Source organism: Paraburkholderia phytofirmans (assembly GCF_046028095.1).
Lineage (GTDB): Bacteria > Pseudomonadota > Gammaproteobacteria > Burkholderiales > Burkholderiaceae > Paraburkholderia > Paraburkholderia phytofirmans_A.
This window is the reverse complement of record NZ_JAQQDJ010000012.1, coordinates 13,470-27,747: the sequence shown is the minus strand read 5'-3', so window position 1 is coordinate 27,747 and position 14,278 is coordinate 13,470. Positions and strand designations below refer to the sequence as shown.

The window sequence follows — 14,278 nt, the reverse complement described above, 5'->3', positions numbered from 1 at the left end:
CGCATGGTTCGTCAAACCGGACCGTTGGCGCCGTTGTTTTGTTGGGGGCTCCTGCTTATGCTGAAACGAGCAGATGACCGGTCCTTGATCCGGGTCGATTGCAATCTGCGTTCAGACAGAAAACCCAACTTAGGGAATAGACATGGCAACCAAAATTCAGATCGTTTTCTACAGTTCGTACGGGCACATCTACAAGATGGCCGAGTCAATTGCCGCCGGCGCGCGAGCAGTTGGTGATACGGAGGTCACACTGTTGCAGGTTCCCGAACTCGTACCCGAGGATGTTCTGGTCAAGAGCGGGGTCAAAGGCTATCGCGCTGCTTTCGGAAGTATTCCTTACGCAACGCCGGAAATTCTCGCGGAAGCGGATGCCATTATCTTCGGTACGCCGACGCGCTTCGGCAACATGTGCGCACAGATGCGCAACTTCCTGGATCAAACCGGCGGCCTGTGGATGTCGGGTGGCTTGATCGGCAAGGTCGGCAGCGTATTTACGAGCACAGCATCCCAGCACGGAGGCCAGGAGACGACGATCACCAGCTTCCACACCACGCTGCTGCATCACGGCATGGTGATTGTTGGCGTTCCTTATTCCGAACAGCGTCTCGTCAACATGAGCGAAATCTCCGGCGGTACGCCGTACGGCGCCTCCACGTTGGCCGGTGCCGACGGCTCGCGCCAGCCCAGCGAAAATGAACTGCAAATCGCCAGGTTTCAAGGCGAGCATGTCGCGACAATCGCCAAGCGTCTGGTCAGCAGGACAAATTGATCGCCTTGGCCCGATCGCAGGGTCATTCGCAACAACTACCTCATGTGTGAGTGGGAGGCTCCATTGGCGCGCATATTTATCCGAAGCGATCGTGCGGGTTCGCCACTAAGTAGATCTCCTGGCGACGTCTTCGAGTACGTGTGGTTCGCGAATCCAGAACGGCTCAGGCGTTGATGTGAGAACCGTCGCGACTTAACCTTCATTCACGCATCACATTCATGGAATTTTTGGAGGCAGACATGGAACAGACACTATTCGGCAGCTTGAATAGTTTCAAGAAAGGGTCAATCGAGATCATCAGCGGAAAGCCCGAGCATTACGCGATGTCGAACGTGTTCGAGGTCGCAGGCACCGCTAAGCCATACGAAAAGATTGTCGTGGGGAAAAATCTCAAGTACGTGATCGAGACTCTCCGTGCGGAAGGAGTTTCGCCGTGGTTCAGCGCATCGCACGATGAGTTTGTCGTGGCGCTCGATGGTGAGATCGACGTGCATTTTGTCAAACCATCTGAGGGCCCGCTCGTCGATGCGAGTATTGAAGGCAGCGTGCGTCTCGATACGAAGCCGGCGGGCCAGGCGATGGGACGCGTGCGTTTGCGCCGAGGCCACCAGGCACTATTGCCCGCGCACTCCGCTTATCGCTTCGATGCGGTGACGACAGGCGTGCTACTTGTGCAAACCATTCTCGGCCGTCACTCGGTCGAGAAGTGGGCCGATATCTGCGTGCGCTGATTCACTCACTCTTGAGACAAGCCAATTACGGAGTTCATTGTGGAAAACAAAAGCAACCTTCAAGCTGTCACGGCGAGTGAGGCGGACGCGGTAACCGGTTATCGCACATTTCAACTCGGCGACTTCGAGTTCAGCCGCGACTCGTATTTCGCCACCGTGAAGTGGCCCGTCAATGGGCAGACGCGCACTCACCAGATTCCCGCCGACGACTTTCTGCGCGCGATGATGCGCGACGTCGCCTGGGGTTTCTTCTACGGCTGGGTCAACTTCGATCACGTCATCGGCACGCGCAACCACTACGGCAAGGTCGACCTCTATGCCGGCTCGTACAACGCGAGCTTCAAGGAAGCGGGCATCGATTTCACGCAGCAGTTCGAGACGCCGCTGATCATGGCGACCTTCAAGGCAATCCTGAAAGATTGGGTCAATGAAGGGTTCGACCCATTCGCGGCACCCGGAGAGACCGGATCGGCCTTCGGCAGCAAACATGGCGACAACATCGAGGCCATCGAACGGTTCCGCATTGCGACTAAACGTATGCCGGGCATGGAGGGCGATTCGCCGCTGCGCGACGATCTGCCAGTCAATCGTCACTTTGCCGACGTCGTCCAGGACGAGCCGGAGATTCACGCTGAGCCGGGCTTCGAGAAGACGCTGCACGCGTTCAGTCTGTTCAAGTATCTGTCGCGTTCGGATGTGACGTGGAACCCGTCCGTTACGTCGGTATGCCAGCAAAGTCTTTTTTGCCCGACTACGGAAGAATTCATGTTGCCCGTGTTCCACGGCAATGACCGCGTCGAATGGTTCCTGCAGCTTTCGGACAAGATCATCTGGGACATTGCGGACAAAGATAGTGGCGAACCGCGTGCGCGTATCACGATGAATGCGGGCGATATCGCGGCAATGCCCGCGGATATCCGCCACAAAGGGTACTCGCAGAAACGCTCGATGCTGCTGGTGTGGGAGAACGCCACGCCCGATCTGCCCAAGCGCTACGAAAGCGGTGAACTGCCGCCGTATCCGATCCAGATGTAATTCTTCGACTTCTCCCTCGACTGTTTCGACTGCGCTGGCAGCGCCAGCGTCGCGGGAGAAGTCGCGTCCAGATTTTCACCGCGCAGGATTGACATGCAAACCCAACTCTTTATCGGCGGCCGCTTCGTGCAATCGGCAAGCGGCGAAACAGTCGCTACGCTGAACCCGCACGATAACTCGGTGATCGCCGATGTATCGATGGCCGGCCCTGCGGACGTCGATCGAGCTGTCGCGGCGGCGAAGGCCGCATTCCCGAAGTGGAGCAAGCTCGCCGCCGCGGAGCGAGGGCGTCTGCTGCTCAAACTCGCCGACGCGATAGAAGCAAATGCCGACGCGCTCGCCCGGCTCGAATCGCTCGACACGGGCCATCCGATCCGCGATACCCGCAACCTCGACGTGCCGCGCACCGCGGCCACGTTCCGCTATTTCGGCGGCATGGCCGACAAGTTCGAAGGTTCGGTGATTCCTGTAGAGCCAGGCTTCCTCAACTACGTGACGCGCGAGCCGGTCGGCGTGGTGGGACAGATCGTTCCCTGGAATTTTCCGCTGATGTTCACGAGCTGGAAGATGGCGCCGGCGCTGGCGGCGGGCAATTGCGTCGTCATGAAGCCGGCTGAACTGACGCCGCTGTCCAGTCTCGCGATTGCCGAATTGATGGCCGAAGTCGGTTTTCCTGAAGGCGTCGTCAATATTCTGCCGGGCTTGGGTCAGGTGGCGGGTCAGTACATTGCCGAACATCCGCAGATCAGCAAGGTCGCCTTCACCGGATCGACTGCTGTGGGCCGCAGGATCGTGCAGGCGTCGAGCGGCAATCTGAAGAAGGTACAACTCGAACTTGGCGGTAAAGGCGCCAATATCGTTTTCAAAGACGCCGATATCGGCGCCGTCGTGCAAGGCTCCGCGTTTGCGATTTTCCACAACCAGGGGCAAGCTTGCATTGCCGGTTCGCGGATGATCGTGCACGAATCGATCGCGGATGAAGCACTCGAAAAGTTCGCCGCTTTGAGCCGCACGATCAAAATCGGCGATCCACTCGATCCATCCACCGAAATGGGACCGCTCACCTCGCGTCAGCATCGCGACCGTGTGCTTTCGTTCGTCGATGTCGCGCGCGAACAGGGTGGTCGCGTGCTTGCCGGCGGCAAGGCGCCAAATAATGCCGCGCTGGCCAACGGTTGCTATGTCGAGCCGACCATCGTCGAAGCGAAGCCGGAGCATCGGGTCTCGCAGGAAGAAGTGTTCGGGCCGTTCATGACGGTCACGACATTCCGCACCGACGAAGAAGCACTCGCCATTGCGAACGGCACCGAATATGGTCTCGGCGCGGGTCTGTGGACGCGTGATCTGCAACGCGCGCATCTGATCGCGCGCGAGATTCGGGCCGGCATGGTGTGGGTCAACTGCTATAAGCGTGTCAATCCTGGTTCGCCCTTCGGCGGCGTCGGCGCAAGCGGCTACGGCCGCGAAATGGGATTCGAAGCGATGCGTGAATATACGCAGCCCAAGTCGGTCTGGGTCAACGTGGACGCGCAGCTTCCGCCTTACTACCCGCGCTGAGCCGACATGAAGCCATTCATCTACAACGGTTTGCCTTCACGCGTGATCTTCGGTCAGGGCAGTCTCGACCAACTCGGCCGCGAGATCGACTTGCTCGGCGCGACGCGCGCGCTTGTGCTGGCCACGCCGCAACAGCGTGCGCAGGCGGACGCGCTGGCCGCGAGTCTCGGATCGCGCGCGGCCGGCGTGTACGCAGAAGCGGTGATGCACGTGCCTGTTGAAACAGCGCGCGCGGCGCGTGAGTTTGCAGCGCGCGTCGGCGCGGATTGTGCGATTGCATTGGGAGGCGGCTCGACTACCGGCCTCGGCAAGGCGATTGCACTTGAAACTTCTCTGCCGATCATCGCCATTCCGACCACTTATGCCGGCTCGGAAATGACGCCCATATATGGCCTCACGGAGGCCGGCGTGAAGAAGACAGGACGCGATCTGCGCGTGTTGCCGAAGACGGTGATCTACGACCCGGCCTTGACGACGACATTGCCTCGGGCATTGTCGCTGACCAGTGGCATCAACGCGATTGCTCATGCGGCGGAAGGACTCTATGCGCAGGACGCGAACCCGATCGTCAGTCTGATGGCGGAAGAGGGTATCCGCGCGCTCGGCGCCGGGCTGCCGCGAGTGATGCAAGACCCTGCCGACCCGCACGCGCGCGCTGACTGTCTTTACGGCGCATGGCTGTGCGGTTCGGTACTCGGAAGCGTAGGCATGGCGCTGCATCACAAGCTGTGTCACACGCTCGGCGGGACATTCAATCTGCCGCATGCGGAAGCCCATACGATTGTCCTCGCGCACGTGCTGGCCTATAACCGCGACGCCGCACCCGTCGCGATGAAGCGCATTGCCCGCGCGTTGCACGCCGACGACGCTGCGCAAGCAGTGTTCGATCTAGCTCGCGACAACGGGGCGCCGACTGCATTAAAGGACATCGGCCTTAAAGAGGACGATCTCGAAGTTGCGCTTACGCTCGCTTTGAAAAACCCGTACTGGAACCCGCGTCCCGTGGAGCGCGGACCATTGCGCGCCCTGCTTGAAAACGCGTTCGAAGGGCGAAGGCCGACGTAGCGACGCAGTGGCACTTGACGCAGCTTTCTTCCGAATCGAACATCGAGCGACGCAATGAAACAGCCAATGAAACAATCTCCTCTCCATCCCCTGACCGAACGTGTTCTGGACACCGTTGCGGGCGGTGCCGATGCACGCCTGCAAGAAATCATGAGGTCGCTCGTCGAGCATCTGCACGCGTTCGCCATCGAAGTTCAATTGACCGGCGACGAATGGCGGCGAGGCATCGATTTCCTCACTGCGACGGGGCAAAAGTGCGACGGCATTCGCCAGGAATTTATTCTCTTGTCGGATACCTTGGGCCTGTCGATCGTACTCGACGCGATCAATCATGGACATGAGGGCCACAGTACCGAAAGCAGTCTGCTCGGGCCGTTTTATCGTGAAGGCGCAAACGAGGAGGCATTCGGCGCCAACATCGCGCGTACGGAAGGGGAACCCGCGCTCATCCATGGACGCCTGATCGATGAGCACGGCGGCCCGGTGGCGGGCGCTCTCATCGAAGTCTGGCAGACGGCGAACAACGGCATGTACGAAGGTCAGGACATGGATCAGCCGGAGAGTAATTTGCGCGGCAAATTCCGCTCCGGTCCGAATGGCGAATACGCGTTCAGAACCATCAAACCAACCAGTTATCCGATTCCGACGGACGGCCCGGTTGGACAGATGCTGCTGGCAACCGGCCGCCATCCGATGCGCCCTGGACACATTCATTTCCTGATCGAAGCGCCCGGTTACGAGACGCTGACGACTGCGCTCTATTCGGCGCGCGACGAGTACATCGATTCCGACGCGGTGTTCGGTGCAAAGCCTTCTCTCGTCATTGACTATGTGCCGAATGACAATGAATCGGCGGCCGGGAAGTGGGATTTGCCGAGCCCGTTCTACGAAGTGCAGCGCGATTTCGTGTTGTGCCGGCGCAGTGCCTGAGGGGGCGATGCGATGTCCGTAACGCAAGATGAACAGCAAGCGGGCTTTCTCTGCGTGCTCGATGACGTGCCAGATGGTGGCGCAATTGGCGTTTCGGTTCAGGGGGACTTGGGAATGCCAGGCGTCGTCGTTGTGCGGCGTGGCGACCATGCGTGGGCATATCACAACGTCTGCCCTCATTTTTCGATCCCGCTGAATTACGAGCCCGACACGTTCTGGGCCTACGATGGTGAACTGCTGATGTGCGCGCATCACAGTGCGATGTTTCGCTTTGAAGACGGACGGTGCGTCGACGGCCCGTGTATGGGCGCGACACTGACACCGGTCGGTGTATGCGTTGAGGGACGGAAAGTGGTGGTAAAGGCGTGAGGTCGTCTGAGTAGTCTATGAGTTAACTCGAGCGGCTCGACTAGGTAGATTGACTCGGCCGGCGGCCCCACGCCTCAGCCGGACGAAGCTAACTATGGTACGAGGAGTGTTTTTCCCGGCTTGTGTTTTAAACCTTCCATCATCTGGTGGGCGAGTTGCGCCTGACGAAGAGGGAGCACGTCACCAATAGAGGTTTTCAACTGGCCAGTCGCGGCGAGATCGGCGAGTTTTTCGAGAGTCGATGTGTTGACGGAGACCAGCAGGAAATCCGCGCGTAATCCGCATTGTGACGCACGCTCGGCGTCCGGCTTCTCAACAATGGATACGATTGCGCCACCGCGCTTGACGAGCGGATAGGAAGCCTTGAGCACATCACCCCCGACAGTATCGATCACCGCATCGAACACGCCCCGATATGCATCGAGTGATTGTGATCGTTCCACAACCTCTTGCGCACCGCTGTCTCTGACGCTCTCGAGATCGCGTTGCGAAGCGGTGGCAACAACCTCGGCGCCGGCAATGCGGGCTAGTTGCACAGCGTAAGCGCCGACGTTCCCCGCACCGCCATAAACGAGCACTCGTTGACCAGGCGAGATTTTCGCGAAGTCGTGCAGCATTTGCCACGCGGTAACGGCGATGACAGGCAATGATGCTCCCTGCTCGAAATCCATTGACGATGGCAGTTTTGCGATCATGCCTGCGTGGACCGGGGCGAACTCGGCGTAACCGTTCGTGAAGCGCGGATTGGTCGCGCCGAATACACGATCGCCTATTGCAAAGTCCGTCACGCCCTGCCCAACTTCGACGACTGTTCCTGAGATGTCCGATCCCGGCACTAACGGCAGCGGCTGCGGAAGCACGCTTTTCCCCGCGCGGATCCAGGCATCCCAAGGACCGACACCGGCGTTCGCGACTTGAACGACAACCTCTTGCGCCGCGGGTCGAGGCCGTTCGAGATCGACCAACTCAAGGACTTCCGGACCGCCGAACCTTGAGACCTGAATTGCTTTCATCATCGTCGTCATTTTTGTCTCCGATAGTCTGGGAAATCGACGGCTGCAGGTATGCGGGCAATATGCTTGCGAACGGTAGCCGGAAAGACAGGATACACGCCGAATTTCACGGCGCAAACGCGCTAGAAGGGCATAAGGCAAAATACGTAGGAATTTCCTAAGAGAAACGCCGTTTCTCATCGTAACGTCTCCATCTTCGTCGCCAGGACCCGCTCGAAACGAACGGAGTGGCAAGGCGAACGGCAACGTTTCTTGCAGTCCATCGGTAGCAGGCTCACCCCGCCCAGCAAAGGTTTGGTGAGCAAGTCGGCGCCTTGTGTCCGGAGCTGTCAGACGGCTCCTTACCTTTCTAAGCGAACGCTTCCCTTGCCGCCACAAAAGCCCACGTGTATAGTTTCCGAACTTACTCTTGTTTCGCATCGGAAATTAAAGGGATTCTCATGGACGCTTCCACCATCCTCGCCGACCTCGGCATCGCCCACGCGGCGCAAGCCGGCGACATCGCGGTTCATTCGCCCATCACCGGCGAGCTCATCGGCCGCGTGGCCAGCAACACGGTGGCGGAAGTCGACACGGCCCTCGCCCAGGCAAAAGACGCATACACCGCCTGGCGCAACGTGCCGGCGCCGCGGCGCGGCGAACTGGTGCGTCTGCTGGGCAACCGTCTGCGCGAGAAGAAGCAGGCGCTCGGCAGCATCATCACGCTCGAGACCGGCAAGATTCTTCAGGAAGGCTTGGGCGAAGTGCAGGAAATGATCGACATCTGCGATTTCGCGGTCGGTCTGTCGCGTCAACTGTACGGCCTGACGATCGCCTCGGAGCGTCCGGGGCATCGCATGGCAGAGACGTGGCATCCCATGGGCACCTGCGTCGTGATCTCGGCGTTCAATTTTCCGGCCGCGGTGTGGTCGTGGAATGCGGCGCTCGCGCTGGTCTGCGGCAATGCGGTGATCTGGAAGCCGTCGGAAAAGACGCCGCTCACCGCGCTCGCCGTCAATCAGATTCTCACCGAGGCATTGCAGGAATTCGGCGACGCGCCGGCCGGCCTCACCGCCTTGATCAACGGCGGCCGCGATGTGGGCGCGAAGCTGGTGGCCGATCCGCGCGCGTCGATTGTCAGCGCGACGGGCAGCACGGAAATGGGCCGCACGGTCGGCGTGGAAGTGGCGAAGCGCTTTGGCCGCTCGCTGCTCGAACTCGGCGGCAACAACGCGGGCATCGTCACGCAAACGGCGGATCACGAACTCGCCATGCGCGGCATTCTGTTTTCGGCGGTGGGCACTGCGGGCCAGCGTTGCACGTCACTGCGCCGTTTGTTCGTGCATGAGAGCGTGTATGACAAAACCATCGAGCGTCTTAAGCAGTTGTACAGCAAGGTGCCGATCGGCAATCCGCTCGAAACGGGCACGCTGATGGGCCCGCTGATCGACAAGCAATCGTATGGCCGCATGCAGGAAGCGCTGCAACAGGCCACGGCAGAAGGCGGCAAGGTGTTCGGCGGCGAACGTGTCGACGTGAAGGGCTATGAAAACGGCTACTACGTGCGTCCGGCGATCGTCGAAATGCCGTCGCAAACGTCGGTGGTGCTGAAGGAAACTTTTGCTCCGATTCTGTACGTGTTGCGTTACACAGATTTCGCCGACGCAGTCGAAGCGAACAACGCAGCGGTGCACGGCCTGTCGTCGTGCGTGTTCACCACCGATCTGCGCGAAGCGGAACGTTTCCTGTCCGACTCGGGCAGCGACTGCGGCATCGCGAACGTCAACATCGGACCGAGCGGCGCGGAAATCGGCGGTGCGTTCGGCGGTGAGAAGGAAACCGGCGGCGGCCGCGAGTCGGGCTCGGATGCGTGGAAGGCGTACATGCGCCGCGCTACCAACACGGTCAATTACTCGTCCGCGTTGCCGCTCGCGCAGGGTATCGACTTCAATATCGGCTGATACGGTTCGCTTCAATACGTCAGAAGCAGCGGCGCGTTTACACGCCGCTGCGGCCGTGAATAAACCCTCTTCAGCAATCCGTTTGCGCCGCCGGCGTTTGCGAGCGGCCACGCTACTCGTGGAGTGAGACGTGAGTTCCAAAGTCGTGATCGTTGGCGGTGGGGTGATCGGCAGCTCGATTGCGTATTTCTTGCGGCTGTCCGATCCGACAGTCAGCGTCACGGTGATCGAACGCGATCCGACTTATGCGCGGTCTTCGTCGGCGTTATCGGCGGCGTCGATCCGTCAGCAATTCTCCACACCGCTTTCCATACAGATGTCGCTGTTCGGTATCGAGTTTTTGCGCTCGATCGGCGAACGACTCGAGGTCGACGGCGCCAAACCGTCGATCGATCTGCACGAAGGCGGCTATCTGTTCCTTGCGACGCCCGCCGGCGAGACGACGCTGCGCGAGAACCACGCGCTGCAAACGAGTCTTGGCGCGGATATCAGTCTGCTCGACCAGCACGCATTGCAAGCGCGCTTTCCCTGGCTCAATACAGAAGACCTCGTGGCCGGCGCGTACGGTGAAAGCGGCGAGGGCTGGTTCGACGGCTATGGACTCGTGCAGGCGCTGCGCAAGAAGGCGCAGTCGCTCGGCGCGCGCTACATCGCCGCCGACGTCACCGCCGTCCATCGCGACGGCAAACGCGTCACGCAAGTGCAGACGGCGAACGGCGAGACTTACGCCTGCGACGTGGTGGTCAATGCAGCCGGCGCATGGTCGCGCAAAGTCGCGCAGATGGTCGGCATCGACATTCCGGTCTACGCGCGGCGCCGCAGTATTTTCAACGTCACGTCGCCGGGGCAGCTCGAACGGTGTCCGTTGCTGATCGATCCGAGTGGCGTGTATTTCCGTCCTGAAGGCAAATCTTTTATCTGCGGTACGTCGCCTTCGGCGGATAACGACCCTGACGATCTGCCGCTCGACGAAGTCGATCACGCGCTCTTCGACGACGTGATCTGGCCGACGCTCGCGCATCGAGTGCCGCAATTCGAAGCGCTGCGCGTGCAGAATTGCTGGTCCGGCTATTACGAATACAACGTGCTCGATCAGAACGCGATCATCGGCTATCACCCGGATGTCGATAACTGCATTTTCGCCAACGGTTTTAGCGGGCACGGTTTGCAGCAAGGTCCGGCAACGGGGCGCGGCATCAGCGAACTGATTCTGCACGGCCGCTATACGACGCTCGATCTGGGCTCGTTGAGCTTTACGCGTGTGCTGGAAAATCGGCCCATCGTGGAGAAGAACGTGGTGTAGCCGCGTGCATCGGGGTGATGCGGAAAACGCAATACGTAGTGCGTAGATATCGTTTGCCGCCCACCTCGGCGATGGTCACAATCAGCGACGATCTTTCTTCCTGAGAAGCGGCCGTCACCATGTTCACGTTCAATCCCGCATTCGAAGCGCCGACCGGTTCGCCGATCCGCGAACTCTTCAAGTATCTGGCGCAACCCGGCATGATCTCGTTCGCCGGCGGCTATCCGGCGAGCGATCTGTTCGATCGTGAAGGGATCGATGCCGCTGCATCGCGCGCGTCGCAACACACCACGCTCTGCCTGCAATACGGCCCCACCGACGGCCTCCCTGTCCTCAAAGAACAACTCGCGCACCTGATGGCGCGCCGCGGCGTTTCTTGCACGCCGCAGGACTTGCTGGTGACGACCGGCTCGCAGCAAGGTTTCGATTTGCTGCTGCGCGTGATGGTCGCGCCCGGCGACGTGGTGCTGGTCGAGCAGCCCGCTTATCCCGCGACCTTGCAGGCGCTCAAGCTGCAAGAGGCCGACGTGGTGACGATTCCCGTCGATCAGGACGGCCTCGACGTCGACGCGCTCGCCGCGCTGCTCGACTCGGGCACGCTGCGCCGCGCGCCGAAACTGTTGTACACGGTGCCCACGTTTGCGAATCCGACCGGCGCGACCTTGTCGCTCGAACGTCGCACGGCGTTGCTGAAAGTGGCGGTGCGTCACCGCTTTCTGATCGTCGAAGACGATCCCTACGGCGATCTGCGCTTCAGCGGCGCCGCGTTACCTTCGCTGCTCGCGCTGAGCGAACAGGTGCCGGGCTCGCGCGATTGGGTCGTGCATTTCTCCAGTCTCTCGAAGATCGTCGCGCCGGGCTTGCGCGTGGGCTGGATGCTCGCGCATGCGGAGATTCTGCGACGCTGCGTGGTCGCCAAGCAAACCGTCGATCTGTGCAGCTCGCCGTGGACCCAGGCGATTGCCGCGGAGTACCTCGCGAGCGGCGCGTTGGAGCGGCATTTGCCGCGCATCGTCGACGCCTACGCCGCGAAATGCCGCACGCTATGCGACGCGCTCGAAGCGCAACTGGCGGATCAGATCGCGTTTCATCGTCCTGCCGGCGGCATGTTCGTCTGGGCGCGATTGAAGGCCGGTCAGAATGCATCCGATTATCTGCGCGCCTGTATCGAGCGCAATGTGATGTTTGTGCCGGGCGTCGCGTTCTATAAAGACAATATCGATTCGTCGGCACTGCGCTTGTCATTTGCCGCGCCTGGCGTAGCGGATATCGAAACCGGCGTGCAGAGAATGAAGCAGGCGCTCGAACATTCTTGACTGCGGCTTAAGTAGTGCTCGCATCAAAGTAGTAATCGCGATGCCTGAAATAACCCGGCGAGCACATTGCGTGCAGCCGGGTTTTTTACGCGTACGCTAAATTAAGCGGATTTAGGATAAAGGCTGCGGACAAGTAATGCCATCCAGGTAGACGTAGAGCGTGCGCAAAACGGCGCGGCCATCTGTCGCGTGTGTTTGCATATAATCTTCCCGCTCGCTTGCGCCGGTTTAACGAATCGACTCGTCATGTCCAATGGATACGTTTGCAAATCCCTTAATCAGGCATGTTTCTGATTTTGTCAAACTTCTGAAGCAAGTCAGACTGTTAAATAGGAAGTGTCGCTGGTTTTTAGATAAAAATATCGGTTATCATCGCTGCCTTCGGAGATTGATCCCGCTGGCTTAATCCACTGGGCATCCGCGTTAATACCGTCGCATCGAACCAGAAGAAATCAGATGAAGATGTCGCGCAAAAAGATTGCAATCCTGGTAGTCGGTCTTCTGGTTGTGGCCGGCGTGGTCATTCAGGCGGTGTGGCGTCCTTTCGGTCATCGCAAAGTCGCCGAGAACAGCGAAGTCGTCCTCGATATTCATCACCCTGACGCGGTGATCGACAGCGAAGCGCTTTCGCGTTTGCCGCGCGACATTCTGCGCGTGCCGCTGCTGCACGACGTGCTGACGCAAGACTTCGTCGACTATTACGAATCGAGCAATACGCGCCTGTCCGCGGAGGGCGCGCTGCGGCGTCTCGCGTTCGAACATCAACTCGACTGGCGCGACGAACTGATCCGCCGTGTCTTCGACGAACCGGCGCACGTGCTGCTGTGGCGCTCGCCTGACGGCCGCCTCGGCTACTGGTTGATGTCGATGCATCGCAACGGCTTCGCCAAGCTGCTGCAAGGCGTGGGCAACGTCGCCACGAGCGACGCGCAACTGAGTCAGGTGGCCAAGCTTTCCGGCGACGTGCCCGTCTATGCATTGAAGCTGGCGGTCGGCCGCACGCTGCTGTTCGCCACCAAAGAGGATCGTCTGGTGGTGCTGTCCGCGCCCGGCGTATTGCTCGACGGCAAGGGTGCGCTGCTGAGCGAGCGCGCCGATGCTCTCTCGGAGATGCTGTCCTCGGGCCGCGACGACGCCGCACACGCCTATCGGCTCGACGCGTCCGGCGACGCGCCGAAGGGCCACCGGCTGGTGGTGTCGGCCAATTACCTGTCGTTCGGTTATCAGTCGTTCTTCTCCGGTATCGACGCACTGCGCTTCGACTTCTCGCCGAACGGCAACGCCGCAGCGAACTGGCAAACCTCGGCGCTGATCGACCCAGGCAAGTTGCCGCAGCAGTGGAATGGCGCCGACCTGTGGCGCGCGTTGCCGGCCAATGCGGCCGCTTGCACGAGCTTGCCGGCGGACTGGAAAGAAGCCTCGGGTCTGTTGGGCAAAGTGGCCGGTGGCGGCGCGGACAACGCTGCCGCGATCGGCGATCAGCTCACCGGCCCCGCGGCGGTGTGCTGGTATGCGAAGTCCACGCTGGTCGCGCCGGTGTTCGTCGCGCGCGTGAAGAAGCAGGACGCGGCCGGCGTCGCCGCATTGAAGACTGCGCTCGGCAAGACTTTCGGCGACGTGATCGGCGCCTATGAAGCGAAGGCCGCCAAAGCCGACGGCGCCGACTCGGGCTATCGCCGCTTGCCGGTCACCACGCGCGACCCGGGCGCGGATGTCACTGTGTGGCAGCGTCCGGTGAGCGCGCGTTCGGGCACCGCGGTGACCAGCAAAGCGTCGTTCGCGTCGCAGTTGTCGGCGGAACGTTATTTCCCGGTCACGCTCGCGCTCGCGCACGGCTATCTGATTTTTTCGCCGGACGGCCGCCTCGTCGACGACACGCTCGCGGTGCTCGACAAGCGGTACCCGGCGCTCGCCGACACGCTCGCGCCGCAACGTCTGCCGCGCACGATTTTGACGTTCACGCCGTCGTCGGCAGCCGCGCTGATCGAACGCGAGGCCGGCGCGGCGTTGCCGGCGGATCAGGAAGCGGTGTTCCGCAACGCGTCGCGCACGCATCTTCTGCCGAAGCTGCACGCGCTCGCTCATTACCCGCCGGTTTCGCTGACGCTGCCGCAGAATCTGCCGGGCTCGACGGGCTGGGTGCCGGTGGAGTGGTGGTTCGATCGCGCCAAAGCGGATGCTGGTTCGAATACGAGCGCTGCGGATACGCCCGCGGATCAACCCGGCACCGAGGGCGACTGAGTGCGCCGC

12 protein-coding genes are annotated in these 14,278 nt (G+C 60.7%); 11 read left to right on the top strand and 1 reads right to left on the bottom strand.

Annotation, left to right across the window (positions count from 1 at the left end; translation table 11 throughout):
• The first annotated feature begins 142 nt into the window (after positions 1 to 142).
• The 7 genes from wrbA (at position 143) to PQR54_RS28795 (ending at position 6,456) form a co-directional block, all read left to right on the top strand.
• Positions 143 to 769 carry an NAD(P)H:quinone oxidoreductase gene (gene wrbA, locus PQR54_RS28825; protein ID WP_408251699.1) on the top strand — a complete coding sequence of 209 codons (627 nt, stop codon included), beginning with the start codon at positions 143 to 145 and terminating at the stop codon, positions 767 to 769.
• Positions 770 to 1,008: 239 nt separating this feature from the next.
• Positions 1,009 to 1,500, top strand: coding sequence for a cupin domain-containing protein (locus PQR54_RS28820; RefSeq protein ID WP_408251697.1), 492 nt, complete (start codon positions 1,009 to 1,011; stop codon positions 1,498 to 1,500).
• A gap of 39 nt (positions 1,501 to 1,539) precedes the next feature.
• Positions 1,540 to 2,535, top strand: a complete 996-nt coding sequence (locus tag PQR54_RS28815) for a hydroxyquinol 1,2-dioxygenase (protein ID WP_408229227.1) — start codon at positions 1,540 to 1,542, stop codon at positions 2,533 to 2,535.
• Positions 2,536 to 2,628: 93 nt separating this feature from the next.
• On the top strand, positions 2,629 to 4,092 hold the full coding sequence (locus PQR54_RS28810; RefSeq protein WP_408251695.1) for an aldehyde dehydrogenase family protein: 1,464 nt from the start codon (positions 2,629 to 2,631) through the stop codon (positions 4,090 to 4,092).
• Between the two features lie 6 nt (positions 4,093 to 4,098).
• Entirely contained in the window at positions 4,099 to 5,157 is a 1,059-nt protein-coding gene (locus PQR54_RS28805; protein ID WP_408251693.1) for a maleylacetate reductase, read from the top strand.
• Positions 5,158 to 5,223: 66 nt separating this feature from the next.
• Positions 5,224 to 6,087 carry an intradiol ring-cleavage dioxygenase gene (locus PQR54_RS28800; RefSeq protein ID WP_408251691.1) on the top strand — a complete coding sequence of 288 codons (864 nt, stop codon included), beginning with the start codon at positions 5,224 to 5,226 and terminating at the stop codon, positions 6,085 to 6,087.
• Between the two features lie 12 nt (positions 6,088 to 6,099).
• Positions 6,100 to 6,456 carry a Rieske (2Fe-2S) protein gene (locus tag PQR54_RS28795; RefSeq protein WP_408251689.1) on the top strand — a complete coding sequence of 119 codons (357 nt, stop codon included), beginning with the start codon at positions 6,100 to 6,102 and terminating at the stop codon, positions 6,454 to 6,456.
• A 92-nt stretch (positions 6,457 to 6,548) separates the two neighbouring features.
• Here the strand turns inward: PQR54_RS28795 and PQR54_RS28790 are convergent, their stop codons facing one another.
• A complete protein-coding gene (locus tag PQR54_RS28790; protein WP_408251687.1) occupies positions 6,549 to 7,481 on the bottom strand; it encodes an NADP-dependent oxidoreductase in 933 nt (310 codons plus the stop codon).
• A 428-nt stretch (positions 7,482 to 7,909) separates the two neighbouring features.
• Between PQR54_RS28790 and amaB the strand changes: the two genes are divergently transcribed.
• From amaB to PQR54_RS28770, 4 genes are all read left to right on the top strand, one after another.
• The gene (gene amaB, locus PQR54_RS28785) at positions 7,910 to 9,409 is read left to right on the top strand and encodes an L-piperidine-6-carboxylate dehydrogenase (protein ID WP_408251686.1); all 1,500 of its coding nucleotides are present in this window, start codon (positions 7,910 to 7,912) and stop codon (positions 9,407 to 9,409) included.
• A 130-nt stretch (positions 9,410 to 9,539) separates the two neighbouring features.
• Entirely contained in the window at positions 9,540 to 10,712 is a 1,173-nt protein-coding gene (locus PQR54_RS28780) for an NAD(P)/FAD-dependent oxidoreductase (protein ID WP_408251684.1), read from the top strand.
• A 119-nt stretch (positions 10,713 to 10,831) separates the two neighbouring features.
• Entirely contained in the window at positions 10,832 to 12,028 is a 1,197-nt protein-coding gene (locus tag PQR54_RS28775) for an aminotransferase-like domain-containing protein (RefSeq protein WP_408251682.1), read from the top strand.
• 456 nt (positions 12,029 to 12,484) lie between these two features.
• On the top strand, positions 12,485 to 14,269 hold the full coding sequence (locus PQR54_RS28770; protein ID WP_408251680.1) for a DUF2138 domain-containing protein: 1,785 nt from the start codon (positions 12,485 to 12,487) through the stop codon (positions 14,267 to 14,269).
• Positions 14,270 to 14,278 lie beyond the last annotated feature (9 nt).

Excerpts from the sequence above, each read along its gene's own strand:
- wrbA (WP_408251699.1), top strand. The coding sequence starts at position 143 with ATGGCAACCAAAATTCAGATCGTTTTCTACAGTTCGTACGGGCACATC.
- PQR54_RS28820 (WP_408251697.1), top strand. The coding sequence starts at position 1,009 with ATGGAACAGACACTATTCGGCAGCTTGAATAGTTTCAAGAAAGGGTCA.
- PQR54_RS28810 (WP_408251695.1), top strand. The coding sequence starts at position 2,629 with ATGCAAACCCAACTCTTTATCGGCGGCCGCTTCGTGCAATCGGCAAGC.
- PQR54_RS28805 (WP_408251693.1), top strand. The coding sequence starts at position 4,099 with ATGAAGCCATTCATCTACAACGGTTTGCCTTCACGCGTGATCTTCGGT.
- PQR54_RS28800 (WP_408251691.1), top strand. The coding sequence starts at position 5,224 with ATGAAACAATCTCCTCTCCATCCCCTGACCGAACGTGTTCTGGACACC.
- PQR54_RS28795 (WP_408251689.1), top strand. The coding sequence starts at position 6,100 with ATGTCCGTAACGCAAGATGAACAGCAAGCGGGCTTTCTCTGCGTGCTC.
- PQR54_RS28790 (WP_408251687.1), bottom strand. The coding sequence starts at position 7,481 with ATGACGACGATGATGAAAGCAATTCAGGTCTCAAGGTTCGGCGGTCCG.
- amaB (WP_408251686.1), top strand. The coding sequence starts at position 7,910 with ATGGACGCTTCCACCATCCTCGCCGACCTCGGCATCGCCCACGCGGCG.
- PQR54_RS28775 (WP_408251682.1), top strand. The coding sequence starts at position 10,832 with ATGTTCACGTTCAATCCCGCATTCGAAGCGCCGACCGGTTCGCCGATC.
- PQR54_RS28770 (WP_408251680.1), top strand. The coding sequence starts at position 12,485 with ATGAAGATGTCGCGCAAAAAGATTGCAATCCTGGTAGTCGGTCTTCTG.